Source organism: Modestobacter italicus (genome assembly GCF_019799965.1).
Classification (GTDB): domain Bacteria; phylum Actinomycetota; class Actinomycetes; order Mycobacteriales; family Geodermatophilaceae; genus Modestobacter; species Modestobacter italicus_A.
In genome coordinates this window covers 69,472-92,447 of record NZ_JABGCJ010000001.1, presented here as the reverse complement: position 1 = coordinate 92,447, position 22,976 = coordinate 69,472, and the positions used below count along the sequence as shown (strand labels likewise).

The 22,976-nt window shown below is 74.4% G+C and carries 23 protein-coding genes; 12 read left to right on the top strand and 11 right to left on the bottom strand.

The genetic code is table 11. The features are described 5' to 3' along the window. Positions 1-69: 69 nt before the first annotated feature. Entirely contained in the window at positions 70-1,236 is a 1,167-nt protein-coding gene (locus HLA93_RS00490) for a flagellin N-terminal helical domain-containing protein (RefSeq protein ID WP_222192268.1), read from the bottom strand. Between the two features lie 125 nt (positions 1,237-1,361). Then, the gene (locus HLA93_RS00485; RefSeq protein WP_308127866.1) at positions 1,362-2,255 is read right to left on the bottom strand and encodes a sigma-70 family RNA polymerase sigma factor; all 894 of its coding nucleotides are present in this window, start codon (positions 2,253-2,255) and stop codon (positions 1,362-1,364) included. Between the two features lie 205 nt (positions 2,256-2,460). On the opposite strand from HLA93_RS00485, the gene HLA93_RS00480 reads away from it, so the two are divergent. The 8 genes from HLA93_RS00480 (at position 2,461) to HLA93_RS00445 (ending at position 8,931) form a co-directional block, all read left to right on the top strand. Then, complete coding sequence (locus HLA93_RS00480; protein ID WP_222192266.1) at positions 2,461-2,949, top strand: flagellar protein FlgN; 489 nt, start codon at positions 2,461-2,463, stop codon at positions 2,947-2,949. After that, entirely contained in the window at positions 2,946-4,373 is a 1,428-nt protein-coding gene (flgK, locus tag HLA93_RS00475; RefSeq protein ID WP_222192265.1) for a flagellar hook-associated protein FlgK, read from the top strand. The genes HLA93_RS00480 and flgK overlap by 4 nt, the downstream gene beginning before the upstream one ends. A 4-nt stretch (positions 4,374-4,377) precedes the next feature. Continuing rightward, positions 4,378-5,283, top strand: coding sequence for a flagellar hook-associated protein FlgL (gene flgL, locus HLA93_RS00470; RefSeq protein ID WP_222192264.1), 906 nt, complete (start codon positions 4,378-4,380; stop codon positions 5,281-5,283). Between the two features lie 142 nt (positions 5,284-5,425). After that, on the top strand, positions 5,426-5,674 hold the full coding sequence (gene csrA / locus HLA93_RS20575) for a carbon storage regulator CsrA (protein ID WP_222192263.1): 249 nt from the start codon (positions 5,426-5,428) through the stop codon (positions 5,672-5,674). Positions 5,675-5,816: 142 nt separating this feature from the next. Continuing rightward, complete coding sequence (locus HLA93_RS00460; protein WP_222192262.1) at positions 5,817-6,386, top strand: hypothetical protein; 570 nt, start codon at positions 5,817-5,819, stop codon at positions 6,384-6,386. 115 nt (positions 6,387-6,501) lie between these two features. Beyond that, positions 6,502-7,629: a flagellar biosynthesis protein FliA gene (locus tag HLA93_RS00455; RefSeq protein WP_308127865.1), complete on the top strand. Its 1,128-nt coding sequence runs from the start codon at positions 6,502-6,504 to the stop codon at positions 7,627-7,629. A 196-nt stretch (positions 7,630-7,825) separates the two neighbouring features. Beyond that, the gene (locus tag HLA93_RS00450) at positions 7,826-8,173 is read left to right on the top strand and encodes a hypothetical protein (RefSeq protein ID WP_222192261.1); all 348 of its coding nucleotides are present in this window, start codon (positions 7,826-7,828) and stop codon (positions 8,171-8,173) included. Continuing rightward, the gene (locus HLA93_RS00445) at positions 8,170-8,931 is read left to right on the top strand and encodes a dihydrodipicolinate synthase family protein (RefSeq protein ID WP_222192260.1); all 762 of its coding nucleotides are present in this window, start codon (positions 8,170-8,172) and stop codon (positions 8,929-8,931) included. The genes HLA93_RS00450 and HLA93_RS00445 overlap by 4 nt, the downstream gene beginning before the upstream one ends. A gap of 22 nt (positions 8,932-8,953) precedes the next feature. On the opposite strand, the gene HLA93_RS00440 is transcribed toward HLA93_RS00445, so the two are convergent. The 3 genes from HLA93_RS00440 to HLA93_RS00430 form a co-directional block, all read right to left on the bottom strand. Next, positions 8,954-10,930 (bottom strand): NlpC/P60 family protein, encoded by a 1,977-nt coding sequence (locus HLA93_RS00440; RefSeq protein WP_222192259.1) that lies wholly within the window; start codon positions 10,928-10,930, stop codon positions 8,954-8,956. 193 nt (positions 10,931-11,123) lie between these two features. Beyond that, on the bottom strand, positions 11,124-12,425 hold the full coding sequence (locus HLA93_RS00435; protein WP_222192258.1) for a citrate synthase: 1,302 nt from the start codon (positions 12,423-12,425) through the stop codon (positions 11,124-11,126). 81 nt (positions 12,426-12,506) lie between these two features. Further along, on the bottom strand, positions 12,507-13,901 hold the full coding sequence (locus HLA93_RS00430; protein ID WP_222192257.1) for a class II fumarate hydratase: 1,395 nt from the start codon (positions 13,899-13,901) through the stop codon (positions 12,507-12,509). Positions 13,902-14,055: 154 nt separating this feature from the next. Between HLA93_RS00430 and HLA93_RS21890 the strand changes: the two genes are divergently transcribed. Further along, complete coding sequence (locus HLA93_RS21890) at positions 14,056-14,676, top strand: hypothetical protein (protein ID WP_222192256.1); 621 nt, start codon at positions 14,056-14,058, stop codon at positions 14,674-14,676. Positions 14,677-14,698: 22 nt separating this feature from the next. Next, entirely contained in the window at positions 14,699-15,346 is a 648-nt protein-coding gene (locus HLA93_RS00420; RefSeq protein WP_222192255.1) for a DUF1707 SHOCT-like domain-containing protein, read from the top strand. A 56-nt stretch (positions 15,347-15,402) separates the two neighbouring features. On the opposite strand, the gene glpX is transcribed toward HLA93_RS00420, so the two are convergent. After that, complete coding sequence (gene glpX, locus HLA93_RS00415; protein ID WP_308127864.1) at positions 15,403-16,458, bottom strand: class II fructose-bisphosphatase; 1,056 nt, start codon at positions 16,456-16,458, stop codon at positions 15,403-15,405. Positions 16,459-16,572: 114 nt separating this feature from the next. Between glpX and HLA93_RS00410 the strand changes: the two genes are divergently transcribed. Continuing rightward, complete coding sequence (locus tag HLA93_RS00410; RefSeq protein WP_222192254.1) at positions 16,573-17,253, top strand: DUF4245 domain-containing protein; 681 nt, start codon at positions 16,573-16,575, stop codon at positions 17,251-17,253. A gap of 39 nt (positions 17,254-17,292) precedes the next feature. Here the strand turns inward: HLA93_RS00410 and HLA93_RS00405 are convergent, their stop codons facing one another. The 4 genes from HLA93_RS00405 to HLA93_RS00390 all read right to left on the bottom strand — a co-directional run bounded on the left by HLA93_RS00405 (position 17,293) and on the right by HLA93_RS00390 (position 21,082). After that, a complete protein-coding gene (locus tag HLA93_RS00405) occupies positions 17,293-17,505 on the bottom strand; it encodes an exodeoxyribonuclease VII small subunit (protein ID WP_222192253.1) in 213 nt (70 codons plus the stop codon). Then, positions 17,502-18,812, bottom strand: a complete 1,311-nt coding sequence (gene xseA / locus HLA93_RS00400) for an exodeoxyribonuclease VII large subunit (protein ID WP_308127863.1) — start codon at positions 18,810-18,812, stop codon at positions 17,502-17,504. The genes HLA93_RS00405 and xseA overlap by 4 nt, the downstream gene beginning before the upstream one ends. Before the next feature lie 145 nt (positions 18,813-18,957). After that, on the bottom strand, positions 18,958-19,770 hold the full coding sequence (locus HLA93_RS00395) for a M15 family metallopeptidase (protein WP_222192252.1): 813 nt from the start codon (positions 19,768-19,770) through the stop codon (positions 18,958-18,960). 61 nt (positions 19,771-19,831) lie between these two features. Next, complete coding sequence (locus HLA93_RS00390; RefSeq protein WP_222192251.1) at positions 19,832-21,082, bottom strand: lipid droplet-associated protein; 1,251 nt, start codon at positions 21,080-21,082, stop codon at positions 19,832-19,834. A 176-nt stretch (positions 21,083-21,258) separates the two neighbouring features. On the opposite strand from HLA93_RS00390, the gene HLA93_RS00385 reads away from it, so the two are divergent. After that, positions 21,259-22,230, top strand: a complete 972-nt coding sequence (locus tag HLA93_RS00385; RefSeq protein ID WP_222192250.1) for a 4-hydroxy-3-methylbut-2-enyl diphosphate reductase — start codon at positions 21,259-21,261, stop codon at positions 22,228-22,230. Positions 22,231-22,341: 111 nt separating this feature from the next. Here the strand turns inward: HLA93_RS00385 and HLA93_RS00380 are convergent, their stop codons facing one another. After that, positions 22,342-22,971, bottom strand: coding sequence for a DUF6542 domain-containing protein (locus HLA93_RS00380; RefSeq protein WP_222192249.1), 630 nt, complete (start codon positions 22,969-22,971; stop codon positions 22,342-22,344). Positions 22,972-22,976: the final 5 nt, after the last annotated feature.

Below are 22,976 nucleotides of genomic sequence, written 5' to 3'. Positions count from 1 at the left end.
CAACGGACCGCCCCGGGAGGTCCTTGAGCACGCCCCTGGGATGTCCCCCCAACGGGTGGTGCCGCCCGATCAGCCCAGCAGCTGCAGCACCCCGCGCGGCGTCTGGTTGGCCTGGGCCGCCATCGCCGTGCCCGCCTGGGTCAGGATCGAGGCGCGGCTGACCGTGGTCATCTCCGCCGCGATGTCGACGTCCCGGATGCGGCTCTCCGACGCCGCGGTGTTGTCGATGGCGACGCCCAGCTTGGCGATGTTGTGCTCGAACCGGTTCTGCGCCGCACCGACGTCGCCGCGCACCGTGGAGACCCGTTCGATCGCCGCGTCGATCGCCCCGATCGCCGCGGACGCGCCGGACGCGGTGGTGAAGACGACGGTCGCGTCGGCCAGGTCCCGGGCGGTCGCGCCCGGCGCCGGGGGAGTGCCGGTGAGCACCAGACCCCCGCCGGTGTTCGTGGCGGTGACCGTGCCGGTGCCGAACGCGGTGTCCAGCGCCGACTGCACGGTGGCCAGTCGGGTGGTGGCGTCGTCCGCGGCGTCGTGGTCGATCGACGCGAGGTCCAGGCTCCGGCCGCCGTGGCTGATGGAGCCGTCGAGCGCGGCGAGGCCCGCCGCGGTCAGCGCGGCCCCGCCCAGGGTCACCGACGAGGCGGTGCCCACGGCTGCAGCGGTGGAGGCGCTCGCGCTGGTGCTCCCACCGCCGCCGGCTGCGACGTCCACACCCGCGACGCCGAGCGCTGCCGAGCTCATGGCCTGGCCGATGCCGACGGAGATGGTGTGCCCGACGTCGGCGCCGACCTGGAAGAGGCCGCGATAGCTGCCGTCCAGCAGGTGGCGGCCGTTGAACGACGTCGTCTCCGCGATCCGGTCGAGCTCGGCGCGCAGCTGCCCGACCTCGGTCTGCAGGTTCGACCGGGCGGCGTCGTCCAGCCCGCCGGCGTTGGCCGCCTGCACGGCGAGGTCGCGCATCCGGTGCAACACCGACTGCGTCTCGGTCAGGGCGCCTTCAGCCGTCTGCAGGACGGAGATGCCGTCCTGGGAGTTGCGCAGCGCGACCTTGAGCCCGCCGAGCTGGGTGCGCAGACCCTCGGAGATGGCCAGGCTGGACGCGTCGTCCGCGGCGCGGTTGACCCGCAGGCCGGACGAGAGCCGTTCGACCGACGAGGTCAGCTGGCGATCGGCGATGCCCAGGATCCGGGCGGAGTTCAGCCCGGCGATGTTGCTGTTGACGACCAGGCTCATGCGGGCCCTCCGTGGACCGGGAACGAGAAGGAACCGCCGCAGCCGTGCGGCGGGATCGCTCTCTTCTACGGTCCGGGAGGCCCGGTGTTGACCCGAACGGGTGAGGTACCCGGTGCTGGTGTGACTCAGGCGGGCTGGGCGGCCGCCCCGCGCTCGGGGAGCACCCAGCTGTGCCGGGAGCGGGACCGCGGCTGCGGGACCGGGGGAGCGGTGGCGGCTCGGCCGGCCGCGTTGCGGGCGGCGACCCGCTCGACGTAGGCGCGCTGCTGGTTCCGGGCGCGCACCCCGCCGTCGGCCGGGACGGCGGTGCCGTCCCAGATCTCGCTCATCGCCGCGTGCAGCAGGGTCAGCGCGCGGGCGCGCATCTGCGAGACCCGGGAGAGGGTGACGCCCAGGGAGTCGGCGATGTCGGTGAGCGACTCGTCGCCGAAGAAGTTGCGCTCGACGACCTCGTCGAGCCGGTCGGGCAGGGCGCGGATGGCCTCGTGCAGGTGCCGGGCGCGCTCGCCGCGCAGCAGGGCGCGCTCCGGGGAGTCGCCGGTGTCGGGCAGGTCGAGCGAGCCGCCCTCGGTGCCGGTCTCGGCGTCGATGCTGACCATCACGGCGCGGTGGACGTCAAGGTGCAGCGAGTCCAGCTCGGATCGCTGCACGCCCAGGCTGGTGGCCAGCTCCTGCTTCGTCGGGGGCCGGCCGAGGCTGATCGTGAGCGCGTCGGCAGCGGCGTCCGTTCGCCGGGCGGCGGCCCGGACCGAGCGGCTGGCCCAGTCGCCGGAGCGCAGCTCGTCCAGGACCGCACCCTGCAGCCGGGGGAGTGCGTAGGTGGCGAAGGTGGCGCCGGCGGCGGGGTCGAACCGGCGGGCCACCTCGACCAGCGCCACGCTGGCGCAGGACAGCAGGTCGTCCCGGCTCACGTGGCTGGGGAGGGAGATCCGGGAGGCCACCGCGTTCACCGCGAACTGGGCCAGGGGGAGATGGGTGGTCACCAGCGCGTCGACGTCGGGCTGTCGGCGCTCACTCACGACGGGGCGGGCTGCGGTCACGCCTCTCTTCTCGGCTGTCTGCGGTCCGCGTGGCACCGCCATCGGCACAAATGTCCGCGGCCTTGAGCCATCTCGGCTTGACCGTGCGTGGGCCGGTGCCGAAGGAAGATCGACAGTTCCCGCCGCACCCGGCGGGACGAGGCCTGCACGACGGGCTGCACACGACGACGGAAAGGCGGCCGGCATGGACCACCAGCACCTGTCGACGTTGCTCTGGCGAGAGCAGGAACTGCTCGACCTCCTGCTCTTCAAGGCCGAGGAGAAGCAGTACCTCATCCTCACCGGCAAGAGCCGGTGGCTGGCCCGCATCGCCCACGAGATCGAGGTCGTGCTGGAGCAGCTGCGCACGCTCGAGCTCGAGCGTGCGGCGGCCACCGAGCAGATCGCCGGCCGGCTCGGCCTGGAGGCCAACCCTTCGCTGCGGCAGCTCGCCGACGCAGCTCCGGCCCCCTGGGACGACCTGTACACCAAGCACCACGAGGCCCTGTTGGTGCTCGTGACGGAACTCCGGGGTCTGTCCGACGCCAACAAGGAGCTCATCGAGAGCGGCCTGTCGGTCATCAACGACGCGCTGACCTCATCCGGTCCGACCACCACGGCCGGCACCTACACCCAGGCGGGCCGGGCCTCCGGCAACGCCTACCGCTCGGTCACCCTGGACGGCGCCCTGTGAGCACCTTCTCCGGTCTGAACACCGCGACGACGGCCCTGTGGGCCCAGCAGCGCGGGCTCGACGTCACCGGTCAGAACATCGCCAACGTCAACACCGCCGGCTACTCCCGCCAGCGCGCCGAGCTGCAGTCGGTCGGTGGCAACGTGGTGCCCGCGACCTACGCGGTCAGCAACGGGATCGGCCAGGGCGTCAACGCCGACAAGGTCACCCGCATCCGCGACGCCTTCCTCGAGGGCCGGGCGCAGATCGAGAGCGCCGAGACCGCGCGGATGACCGTCAAGGACAGCACCCTGGCCCAGATCGAGCAGGCCTTCCGTGAGCCGGGCGAGACCGGCATCGCCGCCAAGCTCACCGGCGTCTTCACCGCCTGGGGCGACGTGGCCAACAAGCCGGCCGAGAGCGGCGGCCGTACCGCGGTGCTGCAGAAGACCGCCACCCTGGTGGCGGAGCTGCACACGACCAGCTCCAACCTGGACAAGCAGTGGACCCAGACCCGGGACAGCCTGGACACCCTGGCCACCGACGTGAACGCCAAGGCGCAGTCGATCGCCGAGCTCAACACGGCCATCAGGCGGGCGACCCAGTCCGGGCTGCCCTCCAACGAGCTCGCCGACAAGCGCGACGTCCTGGTGATGGAGCTGGCGGCCTCGATCGGTGCCACCGTCACCCCGGGCGACGACGGCCAGGTCAACGTGGTCGTCGCCGGCGCCCAGATCGTCTCCGGCGGCTCGACTCTCGGCATCAAGGTCGTCGGCACCGAGGTGCCGTCGGAGGCCGCGGTGGGCAACCCGGCCTTCGTCACCGACCCGGGTGGCACGCGGCTGGCCGTCGGCGGCACCGCCGGTGGCTCGCTGACCGCGCTGACCGACACGATCCCCAAGTACCAGGCGCAGCTGGACGCCGTCGCGGTGCAGCTGGCCACCGAGGTCAACGCCGCGCACGTGGCCGGCTTCGACCAGAACGGGGTCGCCGGGGAGCCGATGTTCGACGACGGGTCGGGCACCCTGCCGGTCGACCTGACCACCATCACCGCCGCCAACCTCCGGCTGCGGATCACTGACCCGGCCAAGCTCGCCGCCGGCGCGGTGGCGCCGGCGGGCACGGTGGCCTCGGCCGACGGCGGGAACGCCACCAAGCTGGCTGCCATGGCCAAGACGGGCAACGGGGTGGCCGTCGCCTACCGGCAGCTCATCGTGAACCTGGGCGTCGAGGCGTCGGTGGCGACGAGCAACCTGCAGACCCAGACCGTGGTCGCCGCCCAGGTCGACGCCTCCCGCGAGTCGGTCTCCGGGGTCAACATCGACGAGGAGATGACCAACATGCTGCAGTTCCAGCACGCCTACTCCGCCGCCGCGCGCATGATCACGGCGATCGACGAGACGCTCGACGTGCTGATAAACCGCACCGGCCGAGTGGGGCTGTGACCTGATGCGGATCACCCAGCGCTCCCTCGCGGTCACCAGCCTGCAGGGGCTGAACCGGAACATGGAGGCCATCGCCAAGCTGCAGGCGCAGCTGACGTCGGGCAAGACCATCAACAAGCCCTCGGACGACCCGACGGGCACGAACGCCGCGATGCAGACGCGCCAGGAGCTCGCCGGCGCCACGCAGTACGCCCGCAACATCACCGACGGCATCGGCATGCTCGACGCCACCGACTCCGCCCTGCAGAACATGATCAAGCAGGTGCAGAACGTCCGTGCGCTGACCGTCAAGGGCCTCAACGACGGGGTCAACTCCGAGGCGTCCCGGGTGGCCATCGCCACCGAGGTGTCCGGCATCCGGGAGAGCCTGCTCGGGCTGGCCAACACCTCGGTGCAGGGCACGCCGATCTTCGGTGGCGTCACCAGCGGCTCGACCGCCTACGACGCCAGCACGGGCGCCTACACCGGCTTCGGTGGCGCTGGTGGCATGCCGGTGGTCCCGGTCAACCGGCAGGTCTCCGACTCCGACGCGGTGCGGATCGACATCACCGGGCCCGAGGCCTTCGGCGACCCGGCGGCCGGCGACCTGTTCGCCGTCGTCCAGGCCATCGCCACCGACGTGGTCAGCGACCCGGCCGCTCTGGCCGGCCACCTGGAGGACCTCGACGTCGCGCTCGACCGGATGCTGGCCGCCGCCGCCGACATCGGCACGCGCACCAACCGGATCGAGACCGCACAGCAGGTGAACAAGGACCTGCAGCTGTCGCTGACCAGCCGCTCGGCGGCGATCGAGAACGTCGACCTGGCCAAGACCATCATGAACCTGCAGATGCAGCAGACCGGCTATGAGGCGGCACTGGGGGCCACCGCCAAGGCGCTCCAGCCGACCCTGCTGGACTTCCTGCGCTGATCAGCAGGCAGGACGCCCGGTTCCGGGCGGCACCTGCCGAGAAGAAGGAGCAGGGACGCGCCCGCCCGGGTGGGCGCGCCCAGCCCCGCCGTCCGGCGGGGCGATGCCACGGACGGCCACAGCAACCCATGGAGGGGTACCAGTGCTCACACTCACCCGCAGCGTCGGCGAGAGCATCCGGATCGGGGAGGACATCGAGGTCTACGTCGTCGAGGTGCGTGGTGGCACCGTGCGGCTGGGCTTCAAGGCCCCCCGTGAGGTGACCATCCACCGCGAGGAGGTCTACCGGCAGATCGCCGAGGCGAACAGCCTCGCGGCCGAGGTGACAGCCGACGCGCTCAACGCCCTGGCAGCTTTCGCACCATCCTCGGAGCCCCCGGCTAGCAAGTAGTGACAACGGGCCGGGCGATCCGGTCCAGAACTCACTAATCACCCCAGCCACAGTAGTCACAGGACGGCGAGTCTCGCCGTCGGCCCCATCGATCGTGCGCAAGTCTCTCCCCACAGCAACACGGTTACAGGGGGAGACGAACATGGAACTCAGCGCACTCGCACCGGTGTCGACGGCGACCGTCGACCTGACCGACGACCTCCAGCTGTTCGAGGCCGCCGACGTCACCGTCGACACGCTCGACCAGGTCTCCACCGAGCCGGCGTGGAGCGAGACGGTCGTCGTCCACGTGCAGCTGCGGCCGCGCCGCCCCGCCACCCGCCGTTGTCTGGCCGCGCTGGCCGCGCTGGCCGCCCGGCACCCCGCGGTGCCCTTCTCCCTGACCGGCCTCAGCGGCGACGACCGCGTCGTCCGGGTCACCGTCGGCGTCGAACTCGGCCCGCGTGAGCTGATCGCGAAGTTCTCCGACGAGGCGCAGGCTGCCTACGCCTTCGTCGACGGCCTCTTCACCGACCTGTACGACTTCATGCCGGTCTACGTCGGCGAGCCCGGCGAGGCCGAGCGCGCCGCCGCCGCCGGCGTGCTGCAGGCCGCCGACGCGCCGCGTCCGCGGACCCCCGCCCCGCGCTCGCCGATGCCGCGGATCCCCAGCCCCCGCATGCCGATGGACACCGTCGCCGCGACCCGGCGCGCGGTCCCCGTCCCCGCCTGACGAAGGACCCCCGTTCCCCCAGCCCGCGCACGCTCGGGCCGGGACCCCGAACGGGGGCCGCGTCCGAGCACGCTCCAGCCACCCCGCCCACCTGCACTTCCCCTCAGGAGGACCGGTGTCCGAGAACATCCTCGTCGCCCAGCCCGTCACCCCCACGACGTCCCAGCCCGAGACCGCCGACGAGCGTGCCCGCACCCGCGAGCCCCTGGTCTTCGGTGGGCTCAGCGAGGCCGAGGGGTGGGCGCTCGCCCCGATCACCCCGCGGGACCGGGTGCACTTCCGCACCGACCGCGAGCTGCCGCTGGCCGACTTCCGCGCCGCGCTGCCGGCCGCGGTCACCGTGACCTACGACGAGGGTGACGGCCTGTACCGGGTGGACGGCGAGACCGGCACGGCCGAGGCCCTCGCCGGCCTGATCCGCGCCTGGTGCGCCGAGCACGGCTACGCAACGGTCGGACTGCGGCCGGAGAACGGCGTCCGCCGCCGGGCTCCCCGTGACCTGCCCCCGGCCTTCCTCGACGGCCTGTGCCGGCACTACTGCCGGGTCAGCCTCAAGCGCCTGCAGCGGAACATGAGCACCATCCGACTGCACCTGCCCGACAACGACGACATCGACCAGCAGGTCGCCGAGTGGGTGCTCAAGGCGGTCAGCCAGTACGACGAGACCAAGTCGGTGCCCTTCGGCGCCTTCCTGGCCACCCAGCTGTCCAAGTGGGTGCACGACCTGGGCCGCAACGCCTACGGCCGCACCGCCGCCGACACCGAGAACAAGCAGCAGAAGGCGGTCGCCGCCTTCACCGCCGAGCACCAGCGCCGGCCGAGCGAGAAGGAGCTCGCGGAGTACATGGGCCAGAGCGTGGCCACCCTCCGCCGCAACTCCCAGACCGTCGCCACGCTGAACGGCCTGCGCAACCTCCAGTCGCTGGACGGCGGCACGGACACGGTGGAGTTCGTCGTGCCCGACAGCGCCGAGGTGCCCGACGAGATCATGGGCGAGGCGGAGCAGACCCTGCTCTCCCACGCGCTCACCGCCGCCTGCGCGCCCGACCCGACCGCCCGGCGCGACCAGCGGGCCGCCCAGCCGAACGTGCTGGGCTGGGCGACCTGGTACCTCACCACCTGGGGCGGGCAGACGAAGACGCAGCTGTCGGCCGACCTCGGCACGTCCGTGCGCAACATGAACGTGCACGCCGACCGCGCCGAGCAGGCGCTCAAGGCACGCCTGGACGACCTGGCCGGCTGACCCGCCGCAGTCGATCGCCGAACCAGGACGACGCCGTGCCGCAGGGCCGCGAATGTGGTTGTGACATGGGTCCATGTGGCCCTCAACCTGCCGATATCCAGTTCGTGACCGCACCGGAGCCAAGCCGCCGACCCGCGGGGCGCAGTGGTCGTCCGGTGCCGGCGCGCACGGGTACCGGCTGTCCGGAGGTGGCGGCATGAGCGTCCCCCCGGCGGAGGACCCGGCGACGGCGGTGCTCGTGCCGCACTGGCTCAGCAGCCCCGACCGGCTCGAGGTCGAGCGCGCGGTCCGCACCGCCCTGGACGACGGACCGGTCCACCCGGTCGCCGCCATCCACCTCGGGGACGTGCTCACCGAACTGCACGTGGCCGCCGCCCGCGAGGTCGTCTGGCCGGCGCCGGTGTCCCGCGTCCGGCAGGCCACCGGCTGGGGCGAGGACGTCGTCCCCGTCCGGCTGTCCGCGGTCGAGCTGGCCAGCGTCCTGTCCCTCCCCGGGCTGGCCACCGTCGCCCGGGACGCACTCACCGGAGGACGCAGCGCGTGACCGAGGCCCTCTTCGGCCCCCCGTCCGGGTTCCTCCAGCGGCTCAACCGCGCCGAGGTGCGGGTCCCCGACCTCCGCGAGGCCGCCGCGCGGCTGGCGGAGGACCAGGTCGCCCCCGGGCTGGAGCTCGTCGTGCAGGGCGGCACCGGCCGCGGGCCGATGCTGGTGCTGGAGGAGGCCGGCCGGCGCACCCGGGTGCTGCTGGCCGAGCTGGCCGTGGAGATGACCCGGGCCCGGGTGCCGGCGACCCCCGACGGGGTGGCCACCGCGCTCGCCGCGTGGCTGGCCCGCCGGCCGGTGCCCGACGGCATCGCCGCCACCGAGGGCATCGCGGTGCTGGACTGGACCGACAGCACCCAGACGGCGCTCGGCTGGCGGGTCGTCATCGCCCGCGACGCACTCGTCGTCCCGTGGCGCCCATCGGGCACCGCCACGCTGCCGCTGGTGCACCAGACCCGCTCGGCCGCGCTCGGCCGGTCCGCGGGGCTGCCCGGGCAGCTGCAGGTGCGCGGCCCGGTCGCGCTGTGGACCTCCACCGCGCCGGCCGGTGTCGACACCGCCGTCCTCGCCCGCCCCGAGGAGCTGCTCGCGGAGATGGCCGCGGCCGGCCTCCGGCTCCGGGACGGGCACGTGGTGGTCACCCCGCGCCGCCCGGTCGCCTGCGCCGAGGCGGGGGTGGCCCGGCGGCTGGTGGCCGAGGCGACCGACGCCTGGCTCAGCCTGCCCTGGCGCCGGTTGGCCGACCTCGGCTGGGCCTGACCGCGCGCGACCGGCCGGGCCGTCAGGTCAGGTTGCCGTACTCCCAGTGCCACGGCTCCGGGTTCTGCCCGCCGGCCTGCGCCCAGTCCGGCTGCAGCCAGCCGTAGTACCCGGCGTTGAGCTGCATCCACGCGGTCTGCGCGGTGCCGAAGACGTTGATCCCCCCGCACAGGTCCACCGCCAGGCCCCAGCCGTGGTTGGAGGTGCCCGGGACGGCGGTGATCCTCGGCTTGCGGTGGTGCGCGTCGACCTGCGCCCCTAGCGACCGGTAGGAGTCGGTGATGCACAGCGGGGTGCCGAACGCCGTCCGGTAGGCGGCCGACATGGCCGTGTACGCCGCCGCCGCGTCGCAGCGCAGCCGGTGACCACCACCGATGGTGCACAGCTGGTCGGCCGGGACCTGGCCGTTGGACCAGCCGCCCCAGGCTGCGGAGGTGGCGCCGGGCGCGGGGGTCGGTGCGCTGCAGGTCGCCGGGAAGGGGCCGGTGGCCGGCAGCGGGGACGGCGTGGCCGGCGGCACGGTCACCCGGACGGCGCTGTGCAGGTCGGCCAGCTCGCGGACCGCGACCTGCCGGCGGTCGGCGGAGGCGGACAGCACGCTGGTGCCGCCCAGGTAGATGCCGACGTCGTCCAGGCCGCTGCGCGGGTCGGTGCTGAAGACCAGGTCGCCGACCTGCAGCTGCCCGGCCGGTACGGGGGTGCCCTGGGCCCACTGGCCGGCGAGGTCGCTGGGGAGGCCGAGGCCGCCCTGGGTCCACGCGGCCGCGACGAGACCGGCGCAGCCGTACCCGTCCGGTCCGGTCCGGTCGGCCAGGTAGGGCTTGCCGAGCTGAGCGAACGCGGCGCTGACCGCGGCGACCGTCTCGGCGGGGAGCACGGTCAGCGTCCGCCCGGCGACGTAGGTGGTGGCCACCCCGGGGACCGGGGTGCCCGTCGCGTCGCGCAGCGCGGCCAGCCCGAGGGGCAGGTCGGTCGGGTCGGCGAGCTCGGCGGCCGGCGGCGGGGTGATGCCGGCCAGCGTCAGCTGGGCCAGGTGGTCCTGCCACCCGGCCAGCGCGGCGGCGTTGGCGGCGTCCTGACCGGCGGCGCTCGGGCTGGTGCCGGATGCCGCCCACTGAGCGCTGACCGCCGGGTCGAGGTCGGCGACCACGGCGCGGATCTCGGTCAGCACGCCCTCGGCCCGGCGGTGCGCGTCGGCGGCGAGGGCGTCGGCGGCGTCGGCGGCGTCGATCTGCTCGGCCGCCCGCACGGCGGCCACGGCGGCGCGCGCCACCTCGGCGTCCCGGTCGGCGGTGAGCTGCTCGGCGAGGCCCTGGGCGTGCAGCACGTCGGCGGTCGCCTCGGGGGCGTGCAGCGACAGCTGGGCGAGTGGCCAGCGCTCGGCGGGGTTGCGCTGGTAGGCGGTGGCCGCGTGCTCGCCCACCAGGGCGCGCTCGGCGGCCGCGGCGGCGAGGGCGGTGGTGCCGGCCTCACGCGCCTGGCGGGCCTGCGCCTCGAAGCCGGTCGCCTCGGCGAGGGCGGCGCGGTAGCGGGTGGCCGCGGCCGTCAGGGTGGCCGAGGTCAGCTGGGCCTGGCCGGCGGCGCTGGCCGATCGAGGCACCTGACCTGCCTCGGTCGGCGGCTGGGCGAAGGCGGCGAGCACGCTGACCAGGGCGAGGGTCGCGCCACCGACGACGGCGAGCCGGGACCACCACAGCCGGGCGGCTCCCGGGGGGCGGGTGCGCCGGGCGGCGGGCCGGCGGCCGGCGGGCGGACGGCGGCGGGCGGGCGCACCACGCCGCGGGGCGGGGCGCTGGCCGGTGCGGGGTGCAGCGGTACGAGGGGTGCCGGCACGCGGGGCCTGCGCGCGGGGTGCTCCGGTCCGGGCTCCCGGCGTGCGTGCGGTACCGGCACGGGGTGCGCCGGTGCGGGGCTGAGCGGCCGGACGTCGGGCCGGTGTCGAGGCGGTGGACCCGCTGCGCGGTCGCGGGGTCGCGGCCTGCGTGCGTGGTGCGGGCACCGTCGTCCCCCCCTGCGTCGGATCGGCCCGGCCGCCTGGTGGCGTCCGGTGTCCTGATCCCATCGACGCAGCCCCCGTGGGGGTGGAGCGCCCTCACCGCTTCGGGGGAGGCAGATCACCCCTTCGGGGGAGGGGAACGACGAGGCCCCGCCGTCCACGGGGGACGACGGGGCCTCGGGTGGTGCAGGTCGGGTCAGCGGTCGCCGATCTCCACGAAGGAGCGCTCGGTGTAGCCGGTGTACACCTGGCGCGGGCGGCCGATCTTGGTGGCCGGGTCCTCGATCATCTCCCGCCACTGGGCGATCCAGCCGGGCAGCCGGCCCAGGGCGAAGAGCACGGTGAACATCTTCACCGGGAAGCCCATCGCCCGGTAGATGAGCCCGGTGTAGAAGTCGACGTTCGGGTAGAGCTTGCGCTGGATGAAGTAGTCGTCGTTGAGCGCGATCTCCTCCAGCTGGCGGGCCAGGTCGAGCAGCTCGTTGTTGCCGCCGAGCTTGTTCAGCACCGTGTCGGCGGTCTGCTTGACCAGCGTCGCGCGCGGGTCGTAGTTCTTGTAGACCCGGTGACCGAAGCCCATGAGCTTGACGCCGGGCTCCTTGTTCTTCACCCGGTCGACGAAGCGGTTGATGTCCCCGCCGTCCCGCTTGATGGCCTCGAGCATCTCCAGCACCGACTGGTTGGCCCCACCGTGCAGGGGCCCGAACAGCGCGTTGATGCCGGCGGAGACCGAGGCGAACATGTTGGCGTGCGAGCTGCCGACCAGGCGCACCGTGGAGGTGGAGCAGTTCTGCTCGTGGTCGGCGTGCAGCACGAACAGCATGTCCAGCGCCTTGACCAGCTCCGGGTCGGCCTCGTACGGCTCGGCCGGGAACCCGAAGGTCATCCGGAGGAAGTTCTCCACCAGGCCCAGGGAGTTGTCCGGGTACAGCATCGGCTGGCCGACCGACTTCTTGTAGGCGTAGGCCGCGATCGTCGGCAGCTTGGCCAGCAGGCGCACGGTCGACAGCTCGACCTGCTCCGGGTTGAAGGGGTCCAGCGAGTCCTGGTAGAAGGTCGACAACGCGCTGACCGCCGAGGACAGCACCGGCATCGGGTGTGCGTCCCGGGGGAACCCGGAGAAGAACTGCTTGAGGTCCTCGTGCAGCAGCGTGTGCCGGCGGATCCGCTGGTCGAAGGCCTCCAGCTGGTCGGCGGTGGGCAGCTCGCCGTAGATCAGCAGGTAGGAGACCTCGAGGAAGCTGGCCTTGCCGGCCAGCTGGTCGATCGGGTACCCGCGGTAGCGCAGGATGCCCTGGTCGCCGTCGATGTAGGTGATCGCCGAGGTGCAGGACGCCGTGTTCACGAACCCGATGTCCAGGGCCACCTGGCCGGTCGTGGCCAGCAGCTTGCTGGTGTCGATTCCCTCGGACCCCTCGGTCGCGGGGACGACCCGGAGCGGCAGTTCGCCGCCGGGCCAGCGCAGGGCTGTGTCTGGGGTGTTCGCTGTCTCGCTCATCAGCTCTGGACGCTACTCAGTTCTCGGCAGGATGCGACACGGCCCCGCCGCACCGGGTGAGACGGGGCCGTGTCGGCGTCCTCAGGGGTGAGTCATGGACAGCACGTCGAGCGCCTGGTCCAGCTGCTCCTCGGTGAGCTTCCCGGCCTGGACGTACCCGCGCTCCACCACCACCTGGCGGATGGTCTTCTGCTCGGCCAGCGACTGCTTGGCGACCTTGGCCGCCTCCTCGTAGCCGATGTACTTGTTCAGCGGCGTGACGATGGAGGGCGAGGACTCGGCGTAGGTGCGGCACTGCTCCACGTTGGCGGTGATCCCGTCGACGCAGCGGTCGGCCAGGACCCGGCTGACGTTGGCCAGCAGCCGGATCGACTCCAGCACGTTGCGGGCCATCAGCGGCAGGGTGACGTTCAGCTCGAAGACGCCGGTGGTGCCGGCGTAGGTGACCGCCGCGTCGTTGCCGATCACCTGGGCGCCCACCTGGATGACGGCCTCGGGGATGACCGGGTTCACCTTGCCCGGCATGATCGAACTGCCCGGCTGCAGGTCGGGGAGGGCGATCTCGCCCAGCCCGGTGCGCGGGCCCGAGCCCATCCAGCGCAGGTCGTTGGCGATCTTGATCAGGCCGACGGCGATGGTCTTGAGCTGGCCGGAGCCCTCCACGAGGGCGTCGCGGGAGCTCTGCGCCTCGAAGTGGTCGCGGGCCTCGGACAGCGGCAGACCCAGGTCGGCGGCGAGCGCCTCGATGATCGCGGCGGCGAAGCCGGGCGGGGTGTTGATCCCGGTGCCGACGGCGGTGCCGCCCAGCGGCAGTTCGCCGATCCGGGGGAGGGAGGCCTGCAGCCGCTCGATGCCGTAGCGAACGGCGGCGGCGTACCCGCCGAACTCCTGGCCCAGGGTGACCGGGGTGGCGTCCATCAGGTGGGTGCGGCCGCTCTTCACCACCTCGGCGTACTCGGTGGCCTTGCGCTCCAGCGAGGCCGCCAGGTGCTCCAGCGCCGGCACCAGGTCGCGCACGATGGCCCGGGTGGCGGCGACGTGGATCGCCGAGGGGAACACGTCGTTGGACGACTGCGAGGCGTTGACGTGGTCGTTGGGGTGCACCGGGGAGCCCAGCGCCTCGGTGGCGAGGGTGGCGATGACCTCGTTGGTGTTCATGTTGCTCGACGTCCCGGAGCCGGTCTGGAAGACGTCGATCGGGAAGTGCTCGTCCCACTTCCCGGCGGTCACCTCGGCCGCGGCCCCGACGATCGCGTCGGCGGTCGCCTGGGGCAGCACGCCCAGTGAGGCGTTGACGGTGGCGGCGGCGCCCTTGATCGACGCGAGGGCGGCGATCAGCTCGCGCTCGATCGGCGTGCCGGAGATGGGGAAGTTCTCGACGGCGCGCTGGGTCTGGGCCCGCCACTTCGCCCAGGACGGGACGCGGACCTCCCCCATGGAGTCGTGCTCGACGCGGTAGTCCGTCTCGGTGGCCACGGTGCGCTCCCGGTGTGGTGTGGGTGGTGAGGGTGCTCCGGGAGCGACCCTAGACACCCGGTGGTGCGACGCCGCCCGGGTGCTGGTGGCCGGCGCCCCGCGGGGCGCTCGCCGCGGCCCTAGGCTCCGCCGGACCCGTGACGGAGGAGAGCCCGTGTCCGAGCAGAACGACACCACCGCCCACCGGCCCGACCTGGCTGGTCCCGGCTCAGGCGGTGGCCCTGGGCAGCCGTGGCCCGGCGCGGCGGGGCAGGACGGGGCCCGGTGGGCGGGCGCGCCGGGCGCCGCCGTCCCGGGGTGGTCCTGGGGGCCGGCTGCCACGCCGCCGGGCCCGCCGGCGGCGCCCGCCCGGGTCACGGCCGCGGTCGCGATGGGTGCGGCCGGCGTGCTGGCGCTCGGCCTGGTGCTCGCCGTCTTCGTCGCCTCGCTGGTGCTGCGGGCCGGCGCCGAGGACCTGGGTCGCGGCCTGGGTGAGGCCCTCGGGGCGAGCCCGGACGGGCTGGCGGCCGAGGCCCTGGCCGGCATCGAGGACGGCGGCTGGGACGCGTACCCGCCCGGCACGGCGATCGAGCAGTCCGAACCGGTCGCCCCGGCCGGCCTCGGCTCGGACCCGGCACTGGACGCCTACGCCCAGGAGTGCTTCACCGGCCTGCTGCAGTCCTGCGACGACCTGTACGCCGAGTCGCCGCCGCTGTCGGCCTACGAGGAGTACGCCACCACCTGCGGCGGGCGGGTCAAGGCGATGACCGTGTACGCCTGCACCGAGCTGGACTGAGGTCGGCGCTAGGGTCCGCCCCATGAGCGAGCAGCCGGCTCCCGACGGCCCCGTGGTCCGCGCCTCCGACGCCGAGCGCGAGGCGGTGGTGGGCCGGCTGCAGACGGCGGTCGGTGAGGGCCGGATCGACCTCGACGAGTTCGGGCAGCGCGTCGAGGCCGCCTACGCCGCGACGACCACGGTCGAGCTGGACCAGCTGCTCGCCGACCTGCCCGCGCCGGCGTCGGCGGTGCCCGCGGTCGGCGAGATCGTGGGGGAGCGGACGACGGGGTCGATCGCCACCGTCTTCGGCGACGTGAAGCTGACCGCGACGACCAGCGTGCCGCGGCAGGCGAACACCGTCTTCGGTGATGTCCGCATCGACCTGCGCGGGCTGCGCACGTCCGAGGAGACGGTGGCGCTGCAGCTGGGCACGGTCTTCGGTGACGTGGAGGTGATCGTCAGCGAGGGCGTGGCCGCCGAGATCGAGGGCTGGACGGTGTTCGGCGACCGCAGGACCGACCTGGCGCCCGTCCCGCGGCTGCCGGGCACCCCGCGGGTCGTCGTCCGCGGCTGGACCGTCTTCGGTGACCTGAAGCTGCGCAGCCTCGCCCCCGGCGAGTCGCCCAGCCGCTGGCGCGCCGTGCTCGACCGCCTGGCCGAGCGTCGCGCCGCCCCGCCCACCCCCTGACCCCGCCGGGCCCCCGCAGGGCCCCGCCGCGAGCCCGGGGGTGGGCAGCGGTGCCGCTATTGGTCGTCGTCGCCGAAGGGGACGGCGGAGTACTGGTTCAGCTTCTCCAGCGAGTGCAGGCTGTCGATCGACCGGATCGTGCCCGACCGCGAGCGCATCACCAGCGACTGCGTGGTCGCCCCGCCGGACCGGTACTGGACGCCGCGCAGCAGCTCCCCGTCGGTGATGCCGGTCGCGACGAAGAAGACGTCCCCGCGCACCAGGTCGTCGATGGCCAGCACGCGGTCCAGGTCGTGCCCGGCGTCCAGCGCCTTCTGCCGCTCCACGTCGTCCCGGGGCCACAACCGGCCCTGCAGGGCACCGCCCATGCACTTGAGCGCGCAGGCGGTGATGATCCCCTCCGGCGTGCCGCCGATGCCCATCAGCAGGTCGACGCCGGTGCCCTCGCGGGCGGCGGCGATCGCACCCGCCACGTCGCCGTCGGTGATGAACTTGATCCGGGCGCCGGCCTCGCGCACCTCGCGGACCAGGGTCTCGTGCCGCGGCCGGTCCAGGATGCAGACGGTGACGTCGCCGGCGGAGCTGCGCTTGGCCTTGGCCACCTTGCGGATGTTCTCGCCCACCGGTGCGGTGATGTCGATGACGTCGGCGGCGGCCGGCCCGGTCGCGATCTTGTCCATGTAGAAGACCGCCGACGGGTCGTACATCGCGCCGCGGTCGGCCACGGCCATGACCGCGATGGCGTTGGGCATGCCCTTGGCCATCAGGGTGGTGCCGTCGATCGGGTCGACCGCCACGTCGTAGTCGTTGCCCCAGCCGTCGCCGACGTGCTCGCCGTTGTAGAGCATCGGGGCCTCGTCCTTCTCGCCCTCCCCGATGACCACGACGCCCCGCATGTGCACCGTGCCGATCAGCGCGCGCATGGCGTCGACGGCGGCGCCGTCACCGCCGTTCTTGTCGCCGCGCCCCACCCAGCGGCCGGCGGCCAGGGCGGCGGCCTCGGTGACCCGGACCAGCTCCAGGGCCAGGTTGCGGTCGGGCGCCGGGCGGTCGGCGCGCAGGGTGGAGGCAGGCCGGGCGGGGGGCGGACCGTCGGGGAGTGGCAGGGACACGTGACCTCCTGGGCAAGGTCCCCCTCCTGGGTCCCCTCGAGAGCTCGGACGCCGTGGCGGGGGCCACGGACGTTGCTCGGCGGGGCGGGGGAGCGGTGCTGCGATCCTAGGGGCATGCCCGACACCGGCCAGCACCCCGACGAGCAGGCCACCGCCGTCCCGACCGCTGCTCCCACACCGACGCCCGGAGCGGCGGGCCCCGCCGGGGCCACCGCGGCTGCGCCCGACGCCGGGGGCGACGCCCCGGCCGCCTCCCCGGCGGTGGAGCGCATGCAGCGGTTCACCGCGGCCAACATGATCCGGTCGCTGCTGCCGCTGCTGGTCATCTGCCTGGTGCTGGTCGGCTGGTCGGCGCTGAAGTACAACGGCGGCGACCCGGTCCGCGAGGTGGACCCGACCAGTGCCGAGCGGGCGGCGGCCGAGGTGGCCGGCTACCCGGTGCTGGTGCCGCGCGGCCTGCCCGAGGGGTGGCGGCCGACGAGCGTGCGCACCGACGCCGGGGCGGCCTCGGCGGGCGACCCGGTGACCCTGCAGATCGGCTGGTACACCCCGGCCGAGGAGTACGCCGGCTACGTGATCAGCGACGACGCCGGCGCCGAGGCGCTGACCGACGTCCTGGACGACGCGACGGAGGACGGCACCGAGCAGGTGGCCGGCGAGACCTGGGAGCGGCGGACCGCGCCGAACGGGGAGACCGCGCTGACCCGCACCGAGGGCGGGGCGACGCTGCTGGTCACCGGATCAGCCTCGGACGAGGAGCTGACGACCCTCGCCGGCTCCCTCCAGCCCTACTGAGGCGGGCACGCCGGCGTCCGGGGGCGCCGGCGTGGCGGCTCAGCCCTGGGGGTCCGTCGGGGCGGCGGCGGCCAGCCGCTCGCGGGCGCGGTCGAGCCAGTGCTGGCACAGCTCGGCCAGCGCCTCGCCCCGCTCCCACAGACCCAGGGACTCCTCGAGGGTGAGCCCCCCGGCCTCCAGCCGGCGGACGACGTCGGCCAGCTCCTCGCGGGCCTGCTCGTAGGTCTGGGTCGGCTCCGGCGTCTCGCTCACGGTCGCCCATCCTCCCCGGTCGCCCTGTCCCCGGTGCGCTGGTCCCCGCCGGGGTCGTCCCTGGTGCCGCCGTCCCTGGTGCCGTCGTCCCCGCTCTGCGGGCGGTCGACGCGGACGGTCAGCCGGCCACCGGCCACCCGGACCTGCAGGCGTTCGTCGGTCGACACCTCGGCAGGGTCCCGCACCAGGGCCCCGTCGGCGCGCTGCACCACGGCGTAGCCCCGCTGCAGCGTCGCCGCCGGCGAGAGCGCCGCGACCCGGGCGCGGGCGTGCTCGACGTCGCGCTCGGCGGCCTCGACCCGGTGGGTGAGGGTGCGGGTCGAGCGGGCGCGCAGCGCGCTCACGTCGTCGGCCCGGCCGGCCAGCAGCCGCTGCGGATCGGCCAGCGCCGGCCGGCTGCGGACCGACTCCAGCCAGCGTTCCTGCTGGTCGAGCCGGCCGGCCAGCAGGTGCCGGGCCCGGGCGCGCAGGCCCTGGACCAGCTGGCGCTGCTCGCCGATCTCCGGCACGACCCGGTGCGCGGCGTCGGTGGGGGTGGCCGCCCGCACGTCGGCGACGTGGTCGACCAGCGTGGTGTCGGTCTCGTGCCCGACGGCGGTGACGACGGGGGTGCGGCTGGCCGCGATCGCCCGCACCAGGCCCTCGTCGGAGAAGGGCAGCAGGTCCTCCACCGACCCGCCGCCGCGGGCAATGACGATCACCTCCACCGTCGGGTCGGCGTCCAGCCGCTGCAGCCCGGCGATCACCGACTCGGCGGCGGTGGGGCCCTGGACGGCGCAGTTGTGCACCGCGAACCGGACCGCGGGCCAGCGGCGCCGGGCGGTGACCAGCACGTCCCGTTCGGCCGCGGAGTCCCGGCCGGTGATCACGCCGACGACGGCCGGTGCGAAGGGCAGCGGCCGCTTGCGGGCGACGTCGAAGAGCCCCTCGGCGGCCAGCAGTCGGCGGATCCGCTCGATCCGGGCCAGCAGCTCGCCGAGGCCGACCGCTCTGATCTCGGTGGCCCGCAGGGAGAAGGAGCCGCGGGCCACGTAGTAGTCGGGGCGGGCCCGGACCAGCACCCGGGCGCCCTCGGTCAGCTCCAGCCCGGGCCGGTCGGCGACGTCGCGGTGGCAGGTGACCGGGACCGACAGGTCGGCCGCGGGGTCGCGGAGGGTGAGGAAGACCGTGGCGGCGTTGCCCCGGCGGGAGAGCTGGGCGACCTGGCCCTCGACCCACACCTCACCGAGCCGGCCGATCCACTCGGCGACCTTGCGGGCCACGGTCCGCACCGGCCACGGCGACTCGGGGGACGACGGACTGGTCACGGCACCGAGCCTGCCAGAGGCCCCCGTGCAGGGTCCCGCCGCGAGCCTGCGAGTGGTGGGGGGCCCGGGGGTCCTTCGTCTCCTCCCCGGCCCTCACCGGCTCGGGCCGGGCCCCTGGAGGGGGCCGACGGACCTGCGGGCTGCGTCAGCCGAGGTACCCGGGCGCGGCGGGGAGACCGAAGAACTCCTCCATCGTCGGCACGCCGGTGCGCTGCATCTCGGTGGCCAGGGCGACGCCGACGTAGCGCACGTGCCAGGGCTCGTACTTGAACCCGGTGACGTCCTGCCGGCCCTCGGGGTAGCGCACGAGCCAGCCGAACTCCGGGCCGCGCGCGGCCACCCACTGGCCCTCGGCGGTGGTGGCGAAGCAGCTCTCGATGTCGCAGCCGCCCCCGCCGACGTCGGCGGCCAGGCCGGTCTGGTGCTCGCTGTACCCGGGCCGGGCCACCTGGACCTCGGCCCGTTCCTCGCCGAACCGGCTGACCTGGGCGTCGAAGAGGCCCACCTGGTAGTCGTAGGCCCGGTAGGCGCTCTGCACGCCGATGTCGAGGCCCTCGGCCGCGGCGGCGGCCAGCATCGCGTCCATCGCCTGCGCCGCCTCGGCGCGCAGCTCGTAGCCGCCCCCGATCGGCACGAGGTCGGTGGGGGCGAAGGCGATCGGGCTCAACGGCCGGGCCTTGTTGACCACGACCCACGGGCTGGCCGGGTCGGTGATCGAGAGCTGGGTGCGGTCGAAGGTCGGCGTCGGCGTCGGCGTCGGGGTGGGCGCCGGTGTCGACGGCGTCGTCGGGACGGCGGCGGGAGAGGTCGTCGCCGGGCCCGCAGCGGCGGACGGGTCCGCGTCGCCCTCCGCCCCGCCGGCCCGCAGCCAGACGACCAGCCCGGCGGCCACGGCCAGCACCGCCACCAGCACGAGCAGGAGGACCAGTCGCCGGGACCCGCGCCGCCGGGGCGTCATGGGCCCGTCCGTGTGCTCGTCGCCCACCGTCTCCCCGGTCCGTGGTCCTCCCGCTGCCGGCTCAGCCGCGGTCGATGCTCAGCTTCTCCAGCCGGTTCTGCAGCAGGGTGACATACGGGGCGCGGGCCCGGGTCGCCCGCTCGTAGTCCAGCAGGTCGGCGACCGTCTCGGCGGGGTAGGCGCGCAGGTGACCGCGCAGGGCCGGGATGCTGAAGGAGTCGTAGCCCTCCACCGGGCTGGTGACCGCCGGTGCCGTGGTGCCGGCCGAGGTGCTCTCGTCGACCCGCGCGGTGTCGTCGGCGGGGACGAGCGGGTCGCTGGCCGCGCTGTCGGTGACCGCGCTGCCGGGGGTGACGCTCTCCGCCGCCTCCGGCCCGCCCAGGTCGACGAGCTCCTCACTGGCGTCGGCCAGGGCCCCGACCGCGGGGTCGGCGTCGTCCACCAGCTGGGTCTGCCCGGGTGCGGCCTGCGGTGCCACGTCGTCCAGCGTCGGCGGCCCGCTGACCGGCTCGTCGTCAGCGGGAGGGGTGCCCCCGACGGCGGCGTCGGCGATCAGCTCGTCGGTGACCGCCTCCTCGATGGCGGTCTCCTCCTCGGCGATGTCGGTGACGGTCTCCGCGGTGAGGTCCTCGAGCACCTCGTCCGGGACGGCGTCGGGCACCTCCGCGGCGACCTCGTCGGCGACCTCGCCGGCCAGCTCGTCGACGACCGCGGTCACCGCGTCGGCGGCCGGGTCGGCGGGCAGCGCGGCGACCTCGGCGGGGGAGAGGTCGGTGTCGTCCCCGGCGGCGAGGCTGAGCACGGCGGCTGCCTCCTCGGCCAGCTCGTCGGCCTCGGCCACCGAGAGGTCGCTGTCGGCGATCAGCGCGTCGTCATCGGCCCCCGGCAGGTCGCCGCCGGCCACGGGCGAGTCCGCCTCGGCCACGGGCAGTTCCGCGACGGCCAGGTCGTCGGCCAGCTGGTCGGCGAGCTCCTCGTCCACGGCGTCGTCCGGCAGGTCGCCGACCCGGTCGAAGGCCGAGCTGCGCAGCCCGGCGGCACCGGCCGGCCGGGCCGGCGGGGCGAGGTCCTCGTCGTCGTCGAAGGTGGCCATGCCCGGCTCGGCGTCCCCGCGCAGGCCGGTGAACACCTCGTCGCCGCGGGCGACCAGACCGGAGTACTGCTGCTGCAGCCGGAGCGAGGTCTGCAGCGCCTGCCCGATCAGCCGCACCGGCAGGCCGGGCAGCGTCTCGGGCAGCTTGCGCGCCTCGTCCAGCACGGTGGCGGCCAGTCCGGCGGCAGCGCGGACGACCTCGGGGATCTCTCGAGCCATGCCCCCAGCGTGCCGCACCGGGCGACCACCGGCAGCCCGACCGGGTGCACGACCACCCCATCCGGTGGCCGCGAGGCCCCGTGGGGCGGCCGCCGGGCGGTCGCGGCGTGTGCAGCGCCACCCACCCGCTTGCGCCGGGGCCGGTCCGTCGTGCGTGACGCACCTACCATGGGGTCATGGCTGAACCGCGCGGACGCGTCCTGCTGGCCGATCCCCGGGGCTACTGCGCCGGCGTGGACCGGGCGGTGGTCGCGGTCGAGCGGGCACTGGAGATCCACGGCGCCCCGGTGTACGTGCGCAAGCAGATCGTCCACAACAAGCACGTCGTCGCGACGCTGGAGCGCCGCGGTGCGGTGTTCGTGGAGGAGACCGACGAGGTGCCCGAGGGCGCCGTCGTGGTGTTCAGCGCGCACGGGGTCTCGCCGGCGGTGAAGGCCGAGGCGCAGGCCCGCTCGCTGCGGACGATCGACGCGACCTGCCCGCTGGTGAGCAAGGTGCACATGGAGGCCAAGCGGTTCGCCAAGGACGACTACGACATCCTGCTGATCGGCCACCGCGGGCACGAGGAGGTCGAGGGCACGATGGGTGAGGCCCCGGCCAACACCCAGCTCGTCGATGGTGCCGAGGACATCGCCAACGTGCAGGTGCGCGACCCGGAGAAGGTGGTCTGGCTCTCCCAGACGACGCTGTCGGTCGACGAGACGCTGGCGACGGTGGACTCGCTGAAGAACCGCTTCCCCGGCCTGCAGAGCCCGCCCAGCGACGACATCTGCTACGCCACGCAGAACCGGCAGCAGGCCGTCAAGCAGATGGCCGCCGAGTGCGACCTGGTGCTGGTGGTCGGGTCGACGAACTCGTCGAACTCGGTGCGGCTGGTGGAGGTGGCGCTGGAGGCCGGTGCCCGCGACTCGCACCTGGTCGACTTCGCCTCCGAGATCGACGAGGCGTGGCTCGCCGGCGTCGGGACCGTGGGCGTGACCAGTGGCGCCTCGGTGCCGGAGATCCTGGTCAGCGAGGTGCTCGACTGGCTGGCCGCCCGCGGCTACGCCGACGTCGAGACGGTGAAGGCCGCCGAGGAGCGACTGGTCTTCGCGCTGCCGCACGAGCTGAAGCCCCGCCGCGAGGCACTGGCGGTCGAGACCGACTGAGACCGGCCCCTCGGCGCGAGCTGAAAACGGGGCCCGGTCCAGACCGGTCCGTACGACGCAGAACGGCCCGGCGCCCCAGAGGGGTGCCGGGCCGTTCTGCGTGCGGGTGGCTCAGCGCCGAGCGGCGAGCCGGATGAGGGTGAGGACCAGCGCGGCGCCGGTGGCGATCGCCATTGCCGGGAAGCCGCGGACCAGCAGGGTGACCAGGCTGGGGAGGTTCATGGTGGCCGACGGAGCCAGGCCGATGTTGGCCAGCGCGACGGCGCAGAAGACCAGCGGCGGGGCGACCACGACGGTCAGCAGGTCGCGGCGCCGGGTGACCACGGCGGCGAGGACGGTGGAGCCGGTGAGCGCCACCAGGGTGATGATCCCCAGCCCGATCCCGACGTAGGAGTCGGCGGCCGCGGCGACCAGGGTGATCAGGAAGACCCCCAGGACGGCGATGACGCCCGGCACGCGCGGCCCGGCCGCCGGGATGCTGCGGGCAGCCGAGGAGCCGGTGTGCCGGTCGGCCCGGGCCTCACGAGCCGGCGGCGGGACGGGACGACGGAACTCGCCGGAGTGGCGGCCGACGCGGGCGGACTCCCGCGGCGCGGGTGACCGGCGGTCGGGCGTGCGGCGGTCGCGGTCCTGCAGCAGGCGGTCACGGTCCGCGCGGCTGCGGGACGGGCTGCTCGCCGCACGCGGCGACGGGTAGGCCCGCCCTGGGGCTCGGCCGGCGTCGCTGGGTTCTGCGCGCACAGCAG

Bases quoted from the DNA above. Each gene is read 5' to 3' on its own strand.
- HLA93_RS00420 (WP_222192255.1), top strand. From the start codon at position 14,699: ATGAGCGAGCAGCCGGCTCCCGACGGCCCCGTGGTCCGCGCCTCCGAC.
- HLA93_RS00395 (WP_222192252.1), bottom strand. From the start codon at position 19,770: ATGACGCCCCGGCGGCGCGGGTCCCGGCGACTGGTCCTCCTGCTCGTG.
- HLA93_RS00385 (WP_222192250.1), top strand. From the start codon at position 21,259: ATGGCTGAACCGCGCGGACGCGTCCTGCTGGCCGATCCCCGGGGCTAC.
- HLA93_RS00460 (WP_222192262.1), top strand. From the start codon at position 5,817: ATGGAACTCAGCGCACTCGCACCGGTGTCGACGGCGACCGTCGACCTG.
- HLA93_RS00450 (WP_222192261.1), top strand. From the start codon at position 7,826: ATGAGCGTCCCCCCGGCGGAGGACCCGGCGACGGCGGTGCTCGTGCCG.
- HLA93_RS00490 (WP_222192268.1), bottom strand. From the start codon at position 1,236: ATGAGCCTGGTCGTCAACAGCAACATCGCCGGGCTGAACTCCGCCCGG.
- HLA93_RS00435 (WP_222192258.1), bottom strand. From the start codon at position 12,425: ATGAGCGAGACAGCGAACACCCCAGACACAGCCCTGCGCTGGCCCGGC.
- HLA93_RS00480 (WP_222192266.1), top strand. From the start codon at position 2,461: ATGGACCACCAGCACCTGTCGACGTTGCTCTGGCGAGAGCAGGAACTG.
- HLA93_RS00390 (WP_222192251.1), bottom strand. From the start codon at position 21,082: ATGGCTCGAGAGATCCCCGAGGTCGTCCGCGCTGCCGCCGGACTGGCC.
- HLA93_RS00410 (WP_222192254.1), top strand. From the start codon at position 16,573: ATGCCCGACACCGGCCAGCACCCCGACGAGCAGGCCACCGCCGTCCCG.
- flgL (WP_222192264.1), top strand. From the start codon at position 4,378: ATGCGGATCACCCAGCGCTCCCTCGCGGTCACCAGCCTGCAGGGGCTG.